We start from the raw sequence: 18701 nt of genomic DNA on the forward strand, positions 1-18701 counted from the left end.
TCCACCCGCGGCCGTGGCGGTGAACGATTCGTCGTTCGCCGCCACGGGCGTGTCGGGATGCCCGACTCGGCCGGCGCACCGTCGGCACGGTCGGCCGTCGAGGTGCACCGGCACCGAGGCGTCGACGATGACGGGAGCAACGGATGTACCTGGGAGCACTCGAACTCGATCTGCTGCTCGGTGACGTGCATTCGCTCAAACAGAAGCGCTCGGCGATCCGCCCGGTGGTCGCCGAACTGCGCCGACTCGGGGTGTCCGTCGCCGAAACCGGGGAACACGATCTGTACCGCCGTGCGCGGGTGGGTGTGGCGGTTGTCGCCTCCGATCTCGCGCACGTGGGGGAGATACTGGACAAGTGTGAGCGGCTGGTCGCCCAGCGGCCCGAACTCGATCTGCTGTCGGTCAGGCGCAGGTTGTTCGGGCCCGAGGACTGATCCCGGCCGCACGACGGGCCGCCGGCCGGCGGCCACAGAAGGGAACGAACGACATGGCCGATCCAGCACGGGCCCGCCGCCTCGCGAAGCGCATCGCCACCATCGTGGCCACCGCCATCGATCTCGAGATCAAGGATCCGCGGCTCGAGTTCGTGACGATCACCGACGCGAAGGTCACCGCGGATCTGCACGACGCCACCGTGTACTACACGGTCCGGGGCGCGGATCTGAACACCGAACCCGATCACGCCGCCGCCGCCGCGGGGCTCGAGAAGGCCAAGGGTGTGCTCCGCTCGAAGGTGGGTGCGGGCACGGGCGTGCGGTTCACCCCCACGCTGACGTTCGTCACCGACACGGTCCCCGATACGGCCCGTCACATGGAGGAACTCCTCGAGCGTGCTCGCGCCGCCGACAACGAGGTCGCCCGTGCTCGCGAAGGTGCCGTTCCGGCCGGCGACGCCGATCCCTACAAGGAGCCCCGTGAGCGCGACGCCGGTGACGACGACGAATAGCACACCGGTGCCCGAGTCGAACCCGCCGGTGATCCCCTCGCGCCGGGACGATGCCGGTGTCCCGCTCGTCCCGGCAGGATCCGTCGACCTGCACGGTGCCGCCGCTCTGCTGGACGCGGCGGCCACCGTCACGGTGCTGTGCCACATCAATCCCGACGCCGACACCCTCGGCAGCGGTCTGGCTCTCGGGATCGCCCTCGAACGGCGCGGGGTCGCCGTGCAGGTGGCCTTCGGTTCGCCCGCGAGCATGCCCGAGTCGATGCGGTCGCTGCCGGGCGGGCACCTGGTCACCCCGGTGGCGGACGTGCGCCGAGAAGTCGATCTCGTGGTCACCGTCGACTGCGGCACCGCGGGCCGTCTCGGTGTCCTGCGCGACCGCCTGGACACTGCTCCGAACGTCCTGGTGATCGACCATCACCTGTCCAACACCCGGTTCGGCACCCACAACCTCATCGATCCGGAGTCCGAGGCCACGGCGATGGTGCTCGCGGACCTCTTCGATGCGTGGGGTGTCGACATCGACGCCGCGCTCGCGCACTGCCTGTACGCGGGACTGGTGACCGACACCGGATCGTTCCGGTGGGGACGCCCGCAGGCCCACGGACTCGCCGAGCGTCTCCTCGCCACGGGGATCGACGGCACCTCGATCACACGGGTGCTGCTCGACACCCATCCTTTCGGGTGGCTGCCGATGCTGTCGTCGGTGCTGGCCACGGCCACGCTCGACCGCGCCGCCGCGCAGGGCAGGGGACTGGTCTACGCGTTCGTCCGACGGGCCGACTCGGCGCATCTCGGGCCGGAAGAGGTCGAAAGCGTCATCGACATCGTGCGCACCACCGCCGAAGCCGAGGTCGCCGCGGTGTTCAAGGAGGTCGTTCCCGAGGAGTGGACCGTCTCGCTGCGCGCGAAGACCTCGGTGGACGTGTCGGCCGTCGCCACCGTGCTCGGCGGTGGAGGGCATCGCCTGGCCGCGGGATACACCGCCCACGGCGACCCCGATCGGATCGTCGCCGCACTGCGCGGCGTGCTCGGTTGACGGTGCCCGGCGGGTCGGCCGCCCCGGATCCGCCCGGCGCGTCCTGCAGCTCGGACACGCCCGACGGGTCCTTCACCTCGGACGTCACGGGACGGCGCATCCTCGGTCTCGCCGTGCCCGCTCTCGGAGTCCTCGCAGCCGAACCGCTCTACCTTCTCTTCGACATCGCCGTCGTCGGCCGGCTCGGGGCTCTGCCCCTGGCAGGCCTCGCGATCGGCGGGCTGATCCTCGCACAGGTCAGCACCCAGCTCACGTTCCTGTCGTACGGGACCACCTCGCGGGCGGCGCGCTTCCACGGCTCCGGCCGGCACGGCGACGCGGTCGGCGAAGGTGTGCAGGCGACCTGGCTCGCGATGATCGTCGGACTGGCGATCCTGATCGCCGGTCAGGCGCTGGCCGGACCCGTCGCACGATTGCTCGCGGGCGATGCCGAGATCGCCGACGCGGCGGTGTCGTGGCTGCGTGTCGCGCTGTTCGGGGCACCCCTCATCCTGGTCGGTCTGGCCGGCAACGGCTGGATGCGCGGCGTCCAGGACACGATGCGGCCGTTGAGCTTCGTCGTCGCGGGTCTCGCCCTGTCGGCGGTGCTGTGCCCGGTACTGGTCCACGGTCTGCTGGGAGCTCCCCGATGGGAACTCGTCGGTTCCGCCGTCGCCAACGTGATCGGGCAGTCCGTGACGGCCGTCCTGTTCGTGATCGCCCTGCTGCGGTCGGGCGTCCCGCTGCGACCGAACCCCACGGTGATCGGCGCGCAACTGCGCCTCGGACGCGACCTGATCGCCCGCAGTCTCGCGTTCCAGGCGTGTTTCCTGTCCGCGGCAGCGGTGGCGGCCCGATTCGGTGCCGCCGCGGTGGCCGGTCACCAGGTCGTGCTGCAGCTGTGGAATTTCGTGACGCTGACCTTGGACTCGCTGGCGATCGCCGCGCAGGCCCTCGTCGGCGCCGCGCTCGGCGCGGCGGATCGGCGGGGCGCGTCGCGGCTGGCGTGGCGCCTGTCGGTCTGGTCCGCGATCTTCGCCGCGGTCCTGGCCGTGATCTTCGTCCTCGGCCGGGACGTGATTCCGGGTCTGTTCACCGGCGATGCCGCGGTGCTCGACCAGATCGGTGTCGCATGGTGGTTCTTCGTGGCGATCATGCCGCTCGCGGGAATCGTTTTCGCGCTCGACGGAGTTCTTCTCGGTGCCGGGGACGCGGCGTTCCTGCGCACCGCGACGCTGGCCTCGGCGTTGTTCGGGTTCCTGCCGTCGATCTGGTTGTCGCTCGCGTACGACTGGGGTCTGGCGGGTATCTGGACGGGGCTTACGGTGTTCATCGTGTTCCGGATGATCGCCGTCGTATGGCGCACGCTCTCGGGACGATGGGCGGTGACGGGTGCGGACCGGCAGGTGCGTGTCCACGACGAGTCGGGAGGTTAGTGCCGGTGGCAGCGAAGCTGTGGGCGATCAGCGATATCCATGTGGCCCATCGGGGCAACCGGCCGGTCACCGAGGATCTGCATCCCGAGTCGCCCGACGACTGGCTGATCGTCGCGGGCGATGTGTCGGAGAAGACCGACGACATCCGATGGGCGCTGTCACTGCTCCGCAGCCGCTTCGCGAAGGTCGTCTGGGTGCCCGGCAACCACGAACTGTGGACGACCGCCAAGGACCCGGTGCAGATGTTCGGGGTCGCCCGCTACGACTACCTCGTGACGATGTGCCGCGAACTCGACGTGCTCACCCCGGAGGATCCCTATCCGATCTGGGAGGGTGAGGACGGTCCGGTGGTGCTCGTCCCGATGTTCCTGCTCTACGACTACTCGTTCCTCCCGGACGGCACCACGACGAAGGCGGACGGCCTCGCGCTCGCGCGGGAACGCAACGTCGTCGCGACCGACGAATTCCTGCTGAAGCCGGATCCGTACGTCACGCGCGACACCTGGTGCCGGGTACGGGTGGAGCAGACCCGGGCGCGACTCGACGCGCTCGATCCCGCGCTGCCCACGGTGCTCATCAACCACTTCCCCCTGGTACGCGAACCCACCCGGATGCTGTTCTACCCCGAGTTCGCGCTGTGGTGCGGCACCACCGAGACGGCCGACTGGCACCTGCGTTACCGGGCGCTGTGCAGCGTCTACGGTCACCTGCACATTCCGCGGACCACCTACTACGACGGTGTGCGCTTCGAGGAGGTCTCGGTCGGTTATCCGCGCGAATGGCAGCGACGCGGTCTCCCGCAGCAGCCGTTGCGGCAGATCCTCCCCGTCCCGGCGTATCCGCCGGGCAGCCTGAACAAGTGGGGCGGTCACTTCACCGTGACCCCCGAGATGGAAGCCGAGGTCGAGAAGATGCGGGCTCAACGAGAGAAGGAGTTGCGGTGACGGAACCGGACACCGAGCAGAAGACGGATACGCCCGGGGCGCTGATCGGGCGCATCGTGCCGGACGGCGTCGCTGCAGCCGAGTTGTTCGAGGACCCACCGGGACTGCGGCCGCATCCCCAGGAGGAGCCGCTCGTGGCCCGGGCGGTGGACAAGCGGCGACGTGAGTTCGCCGGTGCCCGCCACTGTGCTCGGGAGGCCATGCGCACCCTCGGCGTCGACCCCGCGCCGGTGCTGCGCGGAGAGAACGGCGATCCGATCTGGCCGCGCGGCGTCGTCGGCAGCCTCACCCATTGCGACGGCTATCGCGGTGCCGTGCTGGGCTATTCGCTGCAGATCCGCTCGCTGGGCATCGACGCCGAACCGCACGACGTGCTCCCCGACGGGGTGCTGCCCGCGGTGAGCCTCGAACCCGAACGCGAATGGCTCGCTTCGGCCGGCGACGACCTGTACTGGGACCGCCTGCTGTTCTGCGCCAAGGAGGCCACCTACAAGGCGTGGTTCCCGCTCACGCGGCGGTGGCTGGGCTTCGAGGACGCCCACATCACGTTCGAACGTGACACCAGCGCGGACGCGACGACCGGTACCTTCCACTCGCGGTTGCTCGTTCCGGGCGACACCGTCGACGGGGAGCCGCTGACCGGCTTCGACGGCCGGTGGCTGATCGCCGACGGTCTCGTCCTCACCGCGATCACGGTGCGCTGATGAACGACACCGTATCCCCGGAGGAACATCCGGCTCTCGCCCGTGCGGGTCTGCTCGTCGTCGACAAACCCGCCGGCATGACGAGCCACGACGTGGTGGCCCGCTGCCGCCGACTGCTCGGCACACGCAAGGTGGGGCACGCGGGCACACTCGACCCGATGGCGACGGGTGTGCTCGTCCTCGGCGTCGAACGCGCCACGAAACTGCTCGGGCTGCTCGCGCTGACCACCAAGTCGTACAGCGCGACCGTGCGTCTCGGCCAGAGCACCGTGACCGACGACGCCGAAGGTGAGACCGTCGCGACGGCGGACGCCACCTCTGTGACCGACGAGCAGATCGCCGAGGCCGTCGCCGTGCTGACCGGCGACATCCAGCAGGTGCCCGCCAGTGTCAGCGCCATCAAGATCGACGGGAAACGTGCCTACGCCCGTATGCGGGAGGGGGAAACGGTCGAGCTGAAGGCCCGGCCGGTGACGGTCTCCCGCTTCGACGTCCGCGCACGCCGTGATGTGCCCGAGAACGGGTTCGTGGACCTCGACGTCGACGTGGACTGCTCGTCCGGCACCTACATCCGCGCGCTCGCACGCGATCTCGGTGCGGCCCTCGGAGTCGGTGGTCACCTGACCGTGCTTCGCCGCACGCAGGTCGGCCCGTTCGACCTCGGGCACGCCCGCACGCTCGAGCAGCTCGCGGACGATCCGACACCGAGCCTGGACATCGACGCGGCGGTACGCACCGCCTTCGAGTGCCGGACCATCAGCGACGAGGAGGCGGGTCTGCTCGCGAACGGCCGTTGGCTCGAACCCGTCGGACTGCGCGGTGTCTACGCCGCCGTCGACTCCCGGGGACGGGCAGCGGCGCTGCTCCAGGAGAAGGGCAGCCGCGCGTCGGCCGTCTTCGTGGTGCGGCCCGCCAACATGTGATCGGACAGGCCCGCCACACGGACCGCGGGCTCGCAACACTGTCGGCCGACGACGGTGTTGTGAGCCTTCTGCTGCTGGTGTGAGCCTGCCTGTGTCGTGAGCTCCGCCTGCGTTGTGAGTTCTGCCCCGGACGGGGTCAGACGAGCCAGATCGCCTCGGCCGCCGGATGACCGAGATCGATCGTGGGTCCTTCGGTCCTGCCCACCCGAATCGAGATGGTGCCCGCGAAGTCTCGGCGTTCGAGCACGGTGATGTCGGTGTCCAGCGCGATGCCCACCTCGTCGAAGTAGCGCAACATGGCCGGGTCGGAGTCGGAGATGCGGGCCACCCGTCCGTGGTCGCCGTCGCGGAACTCGCTCAGGGCGCGCGCCGGCGGTGAGGGGATCGTGCCGTCGGGTGACGGGATCGGGTCGCCGTGCGGGTCGCGTTCGGGATGACCGAGTTTGGCGTCGATCGCCGCGACCATCCGTTCGGAGACGGCGTGTTCCAGGATCTCGGCTTCGTCGTGGACCTCGTCCCACCCGTAGTCGAGCTCGCGGACGAGGAACGTCTCGATGAGGCGGTGGCGGCGGACCATCGCCACCGCGGCCTGGCGCCCCTCGTCGGTGAGGGAGATCGCACCGTAGCGTTCGTGGTCGACGAGTCCCTGATCCGCGAGGCGGCGCACCGCTTCGGACACGGTGGACGCCGACACGCCGAGCTTCTCCGCGAGCAGCTTGGTCGAGATCTTGTCTCCGGACCACTCCTGGACCGTCCACATGATCTTGAGATAGTCCTGCGCCACCGAGGACAGCAGTTCGGTCGCGGTGGTCTCGTTACTCTCAGGCACGCGTCCAGCTTAGGTAACCGTCACCCGGGAATCACGCTCTCCGTCGGCTCGCTCGTCTTCACGCCCTCCGGCGACCGGCGGCGCGTGACGAATCGGGTGACGACGCCCTGCCGCGGCGCGAACAGGTACGCGAGGGTGAAGACCACTGCCTGGGCGAGCACCACCACGCCGCCGGTCGCGGCGTCGGTGTAGTAGCTGGTGTACACACCGACCACCGACGCGATCACGGCGAGCACCGGCGCGATCACCAGCATCCGGGCCATCCGGTCGGTGAGCAGGTATGCGGTCGCGCCCGGGATGATGAGCATCGCGACGACCAGGATCACGCCGACCGCCTGCAGCGCGCTGACGATGGTGACCGCCAGCAGCGACAGCAGCAGTGCCGACAACGCGGCGGGGGACAGGCCGAGCGTGTGTGCCTGGACGCGGTCGAAAGCGAACAGCGTCAGATCGCGGCGCTTCGCGACGAGCACGGCCAGGACGACGGCCGCCAGGATCGAGACCTGCCAGACGTCGCCCGTGGCGAGGCCGAGCAGATTGCCGAACAGCACGTGGTGCAGGTCGATCTGGCTCGGGTTCTTCGAGATCAGCACCACGCCGAGGGCGAACAGCGTCGTGAAGACGATGCCGATGGTGGCGTCCTCCTTCACGCGGCTCGTTCCGCGGACGAGCCAGATCAACGCCACGGCGATCCCGGCGAAGACCAGTGCGCCGAGCGCGAACGGCACTCCTACCAGGTAGGCGAGCACGACGCCGGGCAGCACGGCATGCGAGACCGCGTCGCCCATCAGCGACCAGCCGATGAGCACGAGCCAGCAACTGAGCAGGGCGCACACGACGGTCGCGGCGACGGCCACGAGCAGCGCGCGCTGCATGAAGCCGTACTGCAGGGGTTCGATCAGCACGTCGATCATCGTCCGGCCTCCTGTGCGTATGTCTCCCGTGCGAGGTCCTCGGCTCGTCCACCGTTCACCGGTGGGGGAGCGCCGAAGGCGCGGGCGAGGTTCTCCGGGCGCAGGACCTCCTCGGGGGAGCTGTGGACGAGGACGCGGCGCTGCAGCAGCACCGCCTCGTCGCACAGCTGCGTCAGGCCCGCGAGATCGTGGGTGGCCACGAGGATCGCGTGGCCGCTCGCGGCCAGTTCGCGGATGACGGCGGTCAGTGCGTGCTCGGTGGTGGTGTCGACCCCCGCGAACGGCTCGTCGAGCAGCAGCAAGGGCGAGCCCTGCGCGATCGCCCGTGCCACGAAGACACGCTTGCGCTGGCCGCCCGAGAGCTGCCCGATCTGACGGCCGGAGAGCGCGGTCATGCCCACGCGGTCGAGTGCGGCGTCGACGGCTTCGTGATCGGCGGGACGCGGTCGGCGCAGGAAGCCCTGGTGGCCGTAGCGTCCCGTCATGACGACGTCGCGCACACCGATCGGGAAGTTCCAGTCGACCGCCTCGGACTGCGGCACGTAGGCGACCTGTGTGCGGCGCCGCGCCGCGGCGGTGGTGGCACCGCCGATGGTGACGCGGCCCGAGGTGGGCCGCACCAGACCCATGATGGTCTTGAACAGCGTCGACTTACCCGAGCCGTTCGTGCCCACGAGTCCGCACACGCGGCCCTGCGCGAGTTTCAGGGTGACGTCCTGCAGGGCCGGAACGGTGTCGTAGCGCACCGTCAGGTCGTCGACGAACAGTGCAGGTGCGTCGAGTGTCGAGGTCATGAGCCCAGTCCTGTCGTGATGACGTCGATGTCGTGTCGGAGCAGATCGAGGTAGGTGGGCACGGGCCCGTCCGGCTCGGACAGCGAGTCGACGTAGAGGATCCCGCCGAATTCGGTTCCGGTGTCGGCCGCGACCTGCCGTTGCGCCTTGTCCGAGACGGTCGACTCGCAGAACACCGCGGGCACCTCGTTGGTGCGTACGAAATCGACGGTGCGGGCGATCTGCTGAGGAGTGCCCTGCTGATCGGAGTTCACCGGCCACAGATAGGCCTCCTGCAGGCCGGCGTCGCGGGCGAGATAGCTGAATGCCCCCTCGCAGGTGACGAGTGCCCGCCGATTCGCGGGAACCTCGTCGAGGGCGCTGACGAGTTCGGCGTGGAGACCGTCGAGTTCGGCGGTGTACGCCTCGGCGCGGGCCGTGAAGTCGTCCGCGTGCTCGGGCGCGAGATCGGCCAGTGCCGTGGCGATGTTGTCGACGTAGATACGGGCCGCGAGAGGGGACATCCAGGCGTGGGGGTTGTACGGTCCCGTCGCCGCGCCCTCACCGATGGGCAGCGGATCCACACCTTCGCTCACGACCACGTGCTCGGCGTCGACATCGGTGACGAACTGCTCGAACCATCGTTCGAGACCGAGTCCGTTGTCCAGGATCAGGTCGGCGTCGGTCGCGAACCGCAGGTCGCCCGGTGTGGGCTCGTAGCCGTGGACCTCCGCGCCGGGCTTGGTGATGGACTCCACCCGCACGTGTTCACCGGCGATGTTCCGAGTCATGTCGGCGAGCACCGTGAAGGTGGTGAGGACCAGGGGGCGGTCGTCGGCGGAACCTGTGGTCGAGCACGCCGCGAGGGCGGCGGCACAGGCGGTGGCCGCGAGAGCGGCGACCACGCGGCCGGCGTGGGAACGTACGGTGCATGTTCTGCGGGCTGTCGACAAAAAGTTCGGCACACCGAAATTATGCATTCGCACGGCCGTCAGCGTCACGCGGCCACGCCGTGGCACAGCCGAACGTGCCCCACCCGCGCACGCGCCGTAGGCTGCCGATGTGCAGAGATGGCGAGGTCTGGACGAAATTCCCGCGGACTGGGGTCGGTGTGTACTCACGATCGGTGTGTTCGACGGTGTACACCGCGGCCATCAGCAGCTCATAGCGCGTGCCGTGGAAGCGGCCCGCGCGCGCGGTGTGGCCGCCGTGCTCATGACCTTCGATCCCCACCCCATGGAAGTGGTCCGCCCGGGTAGCCATCCCGCACAGCTCACCACTCTGGCGCGACGGGCCGAACTCGCCGAGGAACTCGGCATCGACGTCTTCTGCGTCATGCCCTTCACCCCGGAGTTCATGAAGCTCTCGCCGGAGCGGTATGCCCACGAGATCCTCGTCGAGCGACTGCACGTGGCCGAGGTCGTCGTGGGGGAGAACTTCACCTTCGGGAAGAAGGCGGCCGGCACCGTCGACATGCTGCGCTCCATCGGCGAGCGTTTCGGGTTCGCGGTGCAGGGGCTCACACTGGTCGCCGAGCACGCCGTGACGTTCTCGTCGACGTACATCCGTTCGTGCGTCGACGCCGGTGACGTCGCCGCGGCCGCGGACGCGCTCGGGCGCCCGCATCGGGTCGAGGGCGTCGTCGTACACGGCGACGGTCGCGGACGCGGTCTCGGATTCCCGACCGCCAACGTCGCCCCGCCGATCTACGCGGCGATCCCCGCCGACGGCGTCTACGCGGCCTGGTTCACCGTGCTCGACTCCGGTTCGCCCGTCGAGGGGCTGGCCGCCGGTCAGCGCTACCTCGCGGCAGTCTCGGTGGGCACCAATCCCACCTTCTCCGGACGCAAGCGCACGGTGGAGGCGTTCGTCCTCGACGAGAAGGCCGATCTGTACGGCCAGCACGTGGCGGTCGATTTCGTCGAGCGGCTGCGGGGCATGGAGAAGTTCGATTCCGTGGAAGCGTTGATCTCCGCGATGCACCGCGACGCCGAACGCGCACGACAGGTTCTCACGGACACCGCGTAGCGACGTTCGTGTCGTCGGAACGGATGACACTGCACGCAGGCTCGGCGAGGGCCCCACCGTCTCTGATAGGCTGGACAGTCGGTGCGTGCTGCGGTTCGCGGCGGCCGTACCGGGCGGACTTCGTCCGTCTTCCGTCACGCGGACGTCAGTTGTACAGGAGTGACCCAGTGGCTCTGACCACCGACCAGAAGAAGCAGATCCTCGGCGAGTACGGCCTCCACGAGACCGACACCGGTTCCCCCGAGGCGCAGGTGGCGCTGCTCACCAAGCGCATCGTGGACCTCACCGAGCACCTCAAGCAGCACAAGCACGACCACCACTCCCGCCGCGGCCTGCTGCTGCTGGTCGGTCGTCGTCGCCGCCTGCTGAAGTACGTCGAGAAGGTCGACGTCGAGCGTTACCGCTCGCTCATCCAGCGTCTGGGTCTGCGTCGCTGACGCGGACACGACACGACCTGATCTGCATTCGCTGATCTTTTCCGGCAGCCGACGGGGGACCCATTACACTGGGCCTCGTTGGCTGCCGGTGTTTGTGCCGGTTCGGCCGGCGACTTCCATCGCCTCCAGAGGCGATGATCCGTATGCACCGACGGTGTCGGTCCTCGGTAGTGACCTTCCGGTCCCGTCGGGTGTCGTATCCCGAATCCGCCGGAGGGTTTCGATCGACGACCGCCTCCGTGAGTCGGTGCGCAGCCGTGGCCACGGGGGTCGCGGCGCCCGCGTGGGTACGGCGAAGACGAAGAGGGAAGAGAAGACATACAGATGACAAGCACTACCGCAGTCGAGATCGACGAAGGGGTCTACGAGACCACCGCGACGCTCGACAACGGTGCCTTCGGCACCCGCACCATCCGTTTCGAGACCGGCCGCCTCGCTCGCCAGGCCGCCGGTTCGGTCGTCGCCTATCTCGACGACGAGACCATGCTGCTCTCCGCCACCAGTGCGTCGAAGCAGCCCAAAGAGCATTTCGATTTCTTTCCGCTGACGGTCGACGTCGAAGAGCGCATGTACGCCGCGGGTCGCATCCCCGGCTCGTTCTTCCGTCGTGAGGGACGCCCCTCCACCGACGCGATCCTCACCTGCCGTCTGATCGACCGGCCGCTGCGCCCGTCCTTCGTCGACGGACTGCGCAACGAGATCCAGGTCGTCGTCACGGTTCTGAGCCTGAACCCGAACGACCTCTACGACGTCGTCGCCATCAACGCCGCATCCGCGTCCACCCAGCTCGCGGGCCTGCCGTTCTCCGGCCCCGTCGGCGGTGTGCGTGTCGCGCTGATCACCTCCGACGACAACAAGTCGGGCCAGTGGGTCGCGTTCCCGACCGTCGAGCAGCTCGAGAACGCCGTCTTCGACATGGTCGTCGCCGGCCGGATCGTCGGCGGAGCCGACGACCCGGACACCGCCGACGTCGCGATCATGATGGTCGAGGCCGAGGCGACCGAGAACGTCATCGCGCTCGTCGACGGTGGTGCGCAGGCGCCGACCGAGACGATCGTCGCCGAGGGCCTCGAGGCCGCCAAGCCCTTCATCGCCCGCCTGTGCATCGCGCAGCAGCAGCTCGCCGCCGCCTCCGCGAAGCCGACCGGCGATTTCCCGCTGTTCCCGGCCTACCAGGACGACGTGTACGCCGCGGTCGAGGCCGCAGCGTCGGAGAAGCTCGCCGAGGCGCTCACCATCGCCGGCAAGCAGGACCGCGACGACCGCACCGACGAGATCAAGGTCGAGGTGCTCGAGCAGGTCGCCCCGAACTTCGAGGGTCGCGAGAAGGAGATCGGCGCGGCCTTCCGCTCGCTCACCAAGAAGCTCGTGCGTCAGCGCATCCTGCGCGACCAGTTCCGCATCGACGGCCGCGGTGTCACCGACATCCGCGCGCTCTCGGCGGAGGTCGCCGTGGTGCCGCGTGCTCACGGTTCGGCGCTGTTCGAGCGTGGCGAGACCCAGATCATGGGTGTGACCACTCTCGACATGGTGAAGATGGCGCAGCAGGTCGACTCGCTCGGCCCCGAGACCAGCAAGCGCTACATGCACCACTACAACTTCCCGCCGTACTCCACCGGTGAGACCGGTCGTGTGGGCTCCCCGAAGCGTCGTGAGATCGGCCACGGCGCGCTCGCCGAGCGCGCCCTGATGCCGGTGCTCCCGAGCCAGGAGGAGTTCCCCTACGCGATCCGTCAGGTGTCCGAGGCCCTGAGCTCCAACGGCTCGACCTCCATGGGTTCGGTGTGTGCCTCGACCCTGTCGATGCTCAACGCCGGTGTGCCGCTCAAGGCTCCCGTCGCAGGTATCGCGATGGGCCTGGTCTCCGACGAGATCGAGCTCGAGGACGGTTCCCGCGAGACCCGGTACGTCGCCCTCACCGACATCCTCGGTGCGGAGGACGCCTTCGGCGACATGGACTTCAAGGTCGCCGGTACCAAGGACTTCGTCACGGCCCTGCAGCTCGACACCAAGCTCGACGGCATTCCCTCGCAGGTGCTCGCCGGTGCGCTCTCGCAGGCCCACGACGCCCGCGCCACGATCCTCGAGGTCATGGCCGAGGCCATCGACGCCCCGGACGAGATGAGCGAGTTCGCTCCGCGCATCACCACCATCAAGGTCCCGGTGGACAAGATCGGTGAGGTCATCGGCCCCAAGGGCAAGATGATCAACTCGATCACCGAGGAGACCGGCGCCAACATCTCCATCGAAGATGACGGCACCGTTTACGTCGGTGCGGCGGACGGCCCGTCCGCGCAGGCCGCGATCGACAAGATCAACGCCATCGCCAACCCGCAGCTGCCGAAGGTCGGCGAGCGCTTCCTCGGCACCGTGGTCAAGACCACGGCGTTCGGCGCGTTCGTGTCCCTGCTCCCCGGCCGCGACGGACTGGTGCACATCAGCAAGCTGGGCAACGGCAAGCGCATCGCCAAGGTCGAGGATGTCGTGAACGTCGGATCGAAGATCCGTGTCGAGATCGCCGACATCGACAACCGCGGCAAGATCAGCCTCGTTCCCGTCGAGGACGAATCGGCCGAGGCCACTGCGACCGGCGAGGGCGCCGAGTCCTGATTCTCACCCGGCCGCCTGCCGGTTTCCGGTAGGCGCCTGAACTCGCACCCGTGGTGCCCGACATTCGTTCGGGCACCACGGGTGCGTCGTTTCCGGCCCGGCGACCACCGGGTGTCACGGCCGGACGTCGCGAAGGCGAGGATCTTCCGAAGTGCGTCCCGGGCACCGGCAGGAATGGTTTCCTGAAGGTGTGAGCACCGCCACTCCCGAAGGTCTCGGACGAGCGCAGGGCGCGAATCTGGCGTTGGCGACCTGGGTGTCCGCAATCAACTTCTGGGCCTGGAACATGATCGGGCCGTTGTCGACGACCTACGCCACCGACATGTCGCTCAGCAGCACGGAAGCGTCGATGCTGGTGGCTACGCCGATCCTCGTCGGCTCCCTCGGCCGCATCGCGGTGGGAGCGATGACGGACCGGTACGGCGGGCGGGCGATGTTCATCGCCATCTCCCTGCTGTCGATCGTGCCCGTCGTCGCGGTCGGGTTCGTCGCTGAAGCGGGATCGTTTCCGCTCCTGCTCGTCTGCGGGTTCTTCCTCGGCATCGCGGGCACCATCTTCGCCGTCGGTATCCCGTTCGCCAACAACTGGTACGAACCCGCCCGCCGGGGCTTCGCGACCGGCGTGTTCGGCGCCGGCATGGTCGGCACCGCCCTGTCCGCCTTCTTCACCCCTCGCTTCGTGAACTGGTTCGGGCTGGTGCCCACGCATCTGATCGTCGCGGGGGCCCTCGCGGTGACGGCGGTGGTGTGCATCCTCGTGATGCGCAACGCACCCTGTTTCACCCCCACCACCGATCCGGTCCTGCCGAAATTGGCCGTCGCGGCGAAACTCCCTGTCACCTGGGAGATGTCGTTCCTCTACGCCGTCGTATTCGGCGGGTTCGTGGCGTTCGGCACCTACCTGCCCACCTACATCAAGACGATCTACGACTTCTCCACCGTCGACGCCGGAACACGCACCGCCGGTTTCGCGGTCGCCGCGGTCCTCGCACGGCCCGTAGGTGGAGCACTGTCGGATCGGGTGCCCCCGAAATACGTCGTGCTCACCTCGTTCGCCGGCACCGCGGTGATGGCCGTGATCGCGACCTTCAAGCCCCCGGCGGATCTGTGGTCGGCCGCCACCTTCATCACGCTGGCGATCTTCCTCGGCATCGGAACCGGCGGCGTCTTCGCCTGGGTGGCCCGGCGGGCACCCGCACATGCGGTGGGGAGCGTCACCGGCATCGTGGCCGCGGCGGGAGGACTGGGCGGCTACTTCCCGCCTCTGGTGATGGGCGCCACCTACAACGCCGAGGACAACAACTACACGGTCGGTCTGCTCCTGCTCGCCGCGACCGCACTGGTGTGCCTGCTCTACACCGCGTTCCGCCTGCATGCCCACGAACCACCCCCGCGGGCCGCAGGCTCCGTGATCCGCGACGACCGTGAGGTACGTGAGGAGAAGCCGTGACGGACACCGCCGGAGTCGGGAACCGGATCGAGGAACTGCTCGTGCGCAGCGGACGGTTCTTCACGTCCGGCGAGCAGTCCGCCGATACACGCACCGTCACCCGGCGGGGTGGTCGCGAAGGCGACATCTTCTACCGGGACCGCTGGAGTCACGACAAGGTCGTCCGGTCCACCCACGGGGTGAACTGCACCGGCTCGTGCTCGTGGAAGATCTACGTCAAGGACGGCATCATCACCTGGGAGACCCAGGAAACCGATTATCCCACAGTGGGTCCCGACCGGCCGGAGTACGAACCGCGGGGATGCCCGCGCGGCGCGGCATTCTCCTGGTACACCTACTCGCCGACGCGTGTGCGGTATCCGTACGCGCGGGGCCTGCTCGTCGAGATGTACCGGGAGGCCAGACAGCGGCTCGGCGATCCGGTTCTCGCGTGGGCCGACATCCAGAGCGATCCCGAGCGCCGCCGGCGCTATCAGCGTGCCCGCGGTAAGGGTGGGCTGGTGAGGATCACGTGGGCCGAGGCCACCGAGATGATCGCCGCGGCCCACGTCCACACCATCGAGGAGTACGGTCCCGACCGGGTGGCCGGCTTCTCTCCGATCCCCGCCATGTCGATGGTCTCGTTCGCTGCCGGTTCGCGGTTCATCGAACTGCTCGGCGGCGTGATGACCTCGTTCTACGACTGGTACGCAGACCTGCCGGTGGCGTCGCCGCAGGTCTTCGGCGACCAGACCGACGTGCCGGAATCGGGGGACTGGTGGGATGCCTCCTACCTGATGATGTGGGGCTCGAACGTGCCGGTCACCCGCACGCCGGACGCGCACTGGATGACGGAGGTCCGCTACCGGGGTACCAAGGTCGTCTCGGTGAGCCCCGATTACGCCGACAACACCAAGTTCGCCGACGAGTGGATGCCGTGCGCGGCAGGTACCGATGGGGCCCTGGCGATGGCGATGGGACATGTGCTGCTGAACGAATTCTATGTGCAGCAGCGGGTTCCGTTCTTCGTCGACTACGTCCGCCGGTACACCGACCTGCCGTTCCTCGTGCGGCTCGAGGAACGCGACGGGAAGCTCGTGCCGGGCAAGAACCTCACCGCTGCCGACCTGGGGCACAGCGTCGAGAACGCGGCCTTCAAACCGGTCCTCCTCGATGGGGCGACCGACACGGTCGTCGTGCCACCGGGCTCGCTCGGCTTCCGCTACGGCGACGACGGTGTCGGCAAGTGGAATCTCGAACTCGGCGACCTCGTCCCGACACTGACGGTCGCGCCCGCCGGTGGGGGAGCGGGGGAGACCGCCACGGTGTACCTGCCGAGTTTCGACACCGTCGACGGCCACGGTGAGAGCATCGAACGGGGCGTACCGGTCCGTCGGGTCGGGGACCATCTCGTCTGCACCGTCTTCGATCTGATGCTCGCGCAGTACGGAGTGACCCGTCCGGGACTCGCTCTACCCGGGCAGTGGCCGAGCGGGTACGACGACGCGACCTCCCCGTACACCCCGGCATGGCAGGAAGCGATCACCGGAGTCTCTGCGGCCCAAGCGATCCGAATCGCGAAGGAGTTCGCACGCAACGCCGAGGAATCGGGCGGGCGTTCGATGATCATCATGGGCGCGGGCATCTGCCAGTGGTTCCACGGTGACGCGACCTATCGCGCAGTGCTCGCGCTGCTCATGCTCACCGGCTGCATGGGCCGCAACGGAGGAGGGTGGGCGCACTACGTCGGCCAGGAGAAATGCCGTCCGGTCACGGGATGGGCCGCGATGGCGATGGGGACCGACTGGAGCCGGCCGCCCCGGCAGATGGCCGGCACCTCCTACTGGTACGTGCACACCGATCAATGGCGCTACGACGGATATCGCGCCGACGCGCTGTCGAGCCCGCTGGGACGCGGGCGTTTTCGCGACAAGCACACGATGGATGTCATGGCGTCCGCGGTGGCGATGGGCTGGTCGCCCTTCTATCCCCAGTTCGACCGCAATACCCACGACGTCGTCGATGACGCGCGCGCGGCGGGCCGGGACATCCCGGAATACGTCGCGCAGCAACTCGCGGAAGGGAACCTGAAACTCGCGGTGACCGACCCGGACGACCCGCGCAACTGGCCCCGGGTGCTCAGCGTGTGGCGGTCGAATCTGCTCGGCTCGTCCAGCAAGGGCAACGAGTACTTCCTGCGGCATCTGCTCGGTACCGATTCGAACGTGCAGGCCGATCCCACGGCACCGGATCTGCGTCCGGGCGAGGTGGTCCGGCCGGAGGACCTGCCCGAAGGAAAACTCGACCTGCTCATGTCGATCGACTTCCGGATGACGTCGACGACGTTGTTCTCCGACGTCGTCCTGCCCGCTGCCACGTGGTACGAGAAGGGTGATCTGTCGAGCACCGACATGCACCCCTACATCCACGCCTTCACCGCGGCGGTCGACCCGCCCTGGGAGACCCGTTCGGACTACGACGCCTTCGGCGCCATCGCGAAGGTGTTCAGCAGTCTGGCGCGCACGCACCTCGGAACCCGCACCGACATCGTGATGGGAACCCTGCAGCACGACACCCCGGGAGCGATGGCGTATCCCTCCGGCGCGGAGCGGGACTGGCGGTCGACGGGCGAGGTGCCGGTTCCGGGGAGGACGATGGGGCCGCTGACGGTCGTCGAACGCGACTACGGCGCGATCGCGGAGAAGTGGGCCACCCTCGGGCCGCTCGTCGAGACGCTCGGGCTCAACACCAAGGGCGTGACCACCCGGCCGGATCGGGAGGTCGCCGAACTTGCGAAGAGGTTCGGTGTCATGAATTCCGGTGCCGGACAGGGACGTCCGGCGATCGATACCGCCGAGCGTATGGCCGACACCATTCTCGCTCTGTCCGGCACCTCCAACGGGAGATTGGCGGTCCAGGGGTTCCGCGAATTGGAGAAACGTACCGGGCGAAGGCTCGTGCACCTGGCGGAGGGAAGCGAGGAAAGGCGAATCACCTATGCCGACACCCAGGCCCGTCCCGTGCCCGTCATCACGAGCCCCGAATGGTCGGGGAGTGAGACGGGAGGGCGCAGGTACTCGCCGTTCACGGTGAACATCGAGGAGCTCGAGCCCTTCCGCACGTTGACGGGCCGGATGCACTTCTACCTCGACCACGACTGGCTGGAGGAACTCGGTGAGCAGCTCCCCGTCTACCGCCCTCCACTCGACATGTCGCGGCTGTTCGGAGAGCCGAGGGTCGGTACGGGCGACGGCATCGGTCTCACGGTGCGTTATCTGACACCGCACTCGAAGTGGTCGATCCACTCGGAGTACCAGGACAACCTGTTCATGCTGTCGCTGTCCCGGGGCGGACCGACCATGTGGATGTCACCGGCCGACGCCGCGAAGATCTCGGTGAACGACAACGACTGGGTGGAGTCGGTCAACCGCAACGGTGTCATCGTGTGCCGGGCGATCGTCTCGCACCGCATGCCCGAGGGCGTCGTCTTCGTCTATCACGCGCAGGATCGTGTCATCGACGTGCCACGGACGGAGACCACCGGTACGCGCGGCGGTATCCACAACTCGCTGACGCGCATCCTCATCAAGCCCAGCCACCTGGCCGGGGGATACGCGCAGACCGCGTACGCGTTCAACTATCTCGGCCCCACGGGTAACCAGCGCGACGAGGTGACGATCGTGCGGCGCAGATCGCAGGAGGTCGTCTACTGA

16 protein-coding genes are annotated in these 18701 nt (G+C 68.4%); 12 read left to right on the forward strand and 4 right to left on the reverse strand.

Annotation, left to right across the window (positions count from 1 at the left end; genetic code table 11):
• Positions 1-143 precede the first annotated feature (143 nt).
• The 7 genes from A8G18_RS19165 to truB are packed head-to-tail and all read left to right on the forward strand — an operon-like array spanning position 144 to position 5968.
• On the forward strand, positions 144-434 hold the full coding sequence (locus tag A8G18_RS19165) for a DUF503 domain-containing protein (protein WP_064065123.1): 291 nt from the start codon (positions 144-146) through the stop codon (positions 432-434).
• A 53-nt stretch (positions 435-487) separates the two neighbouring features.
• The gene (rbfA, locus tag A8G18_RS19170; RefSeq protein WP_064065124.1) at positions 488-946 is read left to right on the forward strand and encodes a 30S ribosome-binding factor RbfA; all 459 of its coding nucleotides are present in this window, start codon (positions 488-490) and stop codon (positions 944-946) included.
• Between the two features lie 28 nt (positions 947-974).
• A complete protein-coding gene (locus A8G18_RS19175) occupies positions 975-1982 on the forward strand; it encodes a DHH family phosphoesterase (protein ID WP_064065152.1) in 1008 nt (335 codons plus the stop codon).
• Positions 1983-1984: 2 nt separating this feature from the next.
• The gene (locus A8G18_RS19180; protein WP_425337711.1) at positions 1985-3397 is read left to right on the forward strand and encodes an MATE family efflux transporter; all 1413 of its coding nucleotides are present in this window, start codon (positions 1985-1987) and stop codon (positions 3395-3397) included.
• Positions 3398-3402: 5 nt separating this feature from the next.
• Positions 3403-4341, forward strand: coding sequence for a metallophosphoesterase family protein (locus tag A8G18_RS19185; RefSeq protein ID WP_064065150.1), 939 nt, complete (start codon positions 3403-3405; stop codon positions 4339-4341).
• 41 nt (positions 4342-4382) lie between these two features.
• Positions 4383-5045, forward strand: coding sequence for a 4'-phosphopantetheinyl transferase Npt (npt, locus tag A8G18_RS19190; protein WP_064065151.1), 663 nt, complete (start codon positions 4383-4385; stop codon positions 5043-5045).
• Positions 5045-5968 carry a tRNA pseudouridine(55) synthase TruB gene (truB, locus tag A8G18_RS19195; RefSeq protein ID WP_064065125.1) on the forward strand — a complete coding sequence of 308 codons (924 nt, stop codon included), beginning with the start codon at positions 5045-5047 and terminating at the stop codon, positions 5966-5968. The genes npt and truB overlap by 1 nt, the downstream gene beginning before the upstream one ends.
• 136 nt (positions 5969-6104) lie before the next feature.
• Here the strand turns inward: truB and A8G18_RS19200 are convergent, their stop codons facing one another.
• Genes A8G18_RS19200 through A8G18_RS19215 form a run of 4 tightly spaced genes read right to left on the reverse strand, consistent with a single transcriptional unit; the run spans position 6105 to position 9389 of the window.
• Entirely contained in the window at positions 6105-6797 is a 693-nt protein-coding gene (locus A8G18_RS19200) for a metal-dependent transcriptional regulator (RefSeq protein ID WP_064065126.1), read from the reverse strand.
• A gap of 20 nt (positions 6798-6817) precedes the next feature.
• Positions 6818-7711, reverse strand: a complete 894-nt coding sequence (locus A8G18_RS19205) for a metal ABC transporter permease (protein WP_064065127.1) — start codon at positions 7709-7711, stop codon at positions 6818-6820.
• Positions 7708-8505: a metal ABC transporter ATP-binding protein gene (locus A8G18_RS19210; RefSeq protein WP_064065128.1), complete on the reverse strand. Its 798-nt coding sequence runs from the start codon at positions 8503-8505 to the stop codon at positions 7708-7710. The genes A8G18_RS19205 and A8G18_RS19210 overlap by 4 nt, the downstream gene beginning before the upstream one ends.
• Positions 8502-9389, reverse strand: a complete 888-nt coding sequence (locus tag A8G18_RS19215; protein ID WP_064065129.1) for a metal ABC transporter substrate-binding protein — start codon at positions 9387-9389, stop codon at positions 8502-8504. The genes A8G18_RS19210 and A8G18_RS19215 overlap by 4 nt, the downstream gene beginning before the upstream one ends.
• Positions 9390-9546: 157 nt before the next feature.
• Here A8G18_RS19215 and A8G18_RS19220 point away from each other — a divergent pair, with 157 nt between their 5' ends.
• The 5 genes from A8G18_RS19220 (at position 9547) to A8G18_RS19240 (ending at position 18701) form a co-directional block, all read left to right on the forward strand.
• Entirely contained in the window at positions 9547-10512 is a 966-nt protein-coding gene (locus tag A8G18_RS19220; RefSeq protein ID WP_084421974.1) for a bifunctional riboflavin kinase/FAD synthetase, read from the forward strand.
• A 167-nt stretch (positions 10513-10679) separates the two neighbouring features.
• The gene (rpsO, locus tag A8G18_RS19225; protein ID WP_016933072.1) at positions 10680-10949 is read left to right on the forward strand and encodes a 30S ribosomal protein S15; all 270 of its coding nucleotides are present in this window, start codon (positions 10680-10682) and stop codon (positions 10947-10949) included.
• Positions 10950-11273: 324 nt separating this feature from the next.
• The gene (locus tag A8G18_RS19230) at positions 11274-13559 is read left to right on the forward strand and encodes a polyribonucleotide nucleotidyltransferase (RefSeq protein WP_064065131.1); all 2286 of its coding nucleotides are present in this window, start codon (positions 11274-11276) and stop codon (positions 13557-13559) included.
• Positions 13560-13749: 190 nt separating this feature from the next.
• Entirely contained in the window at positions 13750-15009 is a 1260-nt protein-coding gene (locus tag A8G18_RS19235) for a nitrate/nitrite transporter (RefSeq protein WP_064065132.1), read from the forward strand.
• Entirely contained in the window at positions 15006-18701 is a 3696-nt protein-coding gene (locus tag A8G18_RS19240; RefSeq protein WP_064065133.1) for a nitrate reductase subunit alpha, read from the forward strand. Before A8G18_RS19235 ends, A8G18_RS19240 begins: the two co-directional genes overlap by 4 nt.

It is taken from the genome of Rhodococcus gordoniae, from assembly GCF_001646655.1.
Lineage (GTDB): Bacteria > Actinomycetota > Actinomycetes > Mycobacteriales > Mycobacteriaceae > Rhodococcus > Rhodococcus gordoniae.

Coding starts and splice junctions, on each gene's coding strand:
- A8G18_RS19165 (WP_064065123.1), top strand. CDS start 144: ATGTACCTGGGAGCACTCGAACTCGATCTGCTGCTCGGTGACGTGCAT.
- rbfA (WP_064065124.1), top strand. CDS start 488: ATGGCCGATCCAGCACGGGCCCGCCGCCTCGCGAAGCGCATCGCCACC.
- truB (WP_064065125.1), top strand. CDS start 5,045: ATGAACGACACCGTATCCCCGGAGGAACATCCGGCTCTCGCCCGTGCG.
- A8G18_RS19205 (WP_064065127.1), bottom strand. CDS start 7,711: ATGATCGACGTGCTGATCGAACCCCTGCAGTACGGCTTCATGCAGCGC.
- A8G18_RS19210 (WP_064065128.1), bottom strand. CDS start 8,505: ATGACCTCGACACTCGACGCACCTGCACTGTTCGTCGACGACCTGACG.
- A8G18_RS19230 (WP_064065131.1), top strand. CDS start 11,274: ATGACAAGCACTACCGCAGTCGAGATCGACGAAGGGGTCTACGAGACC.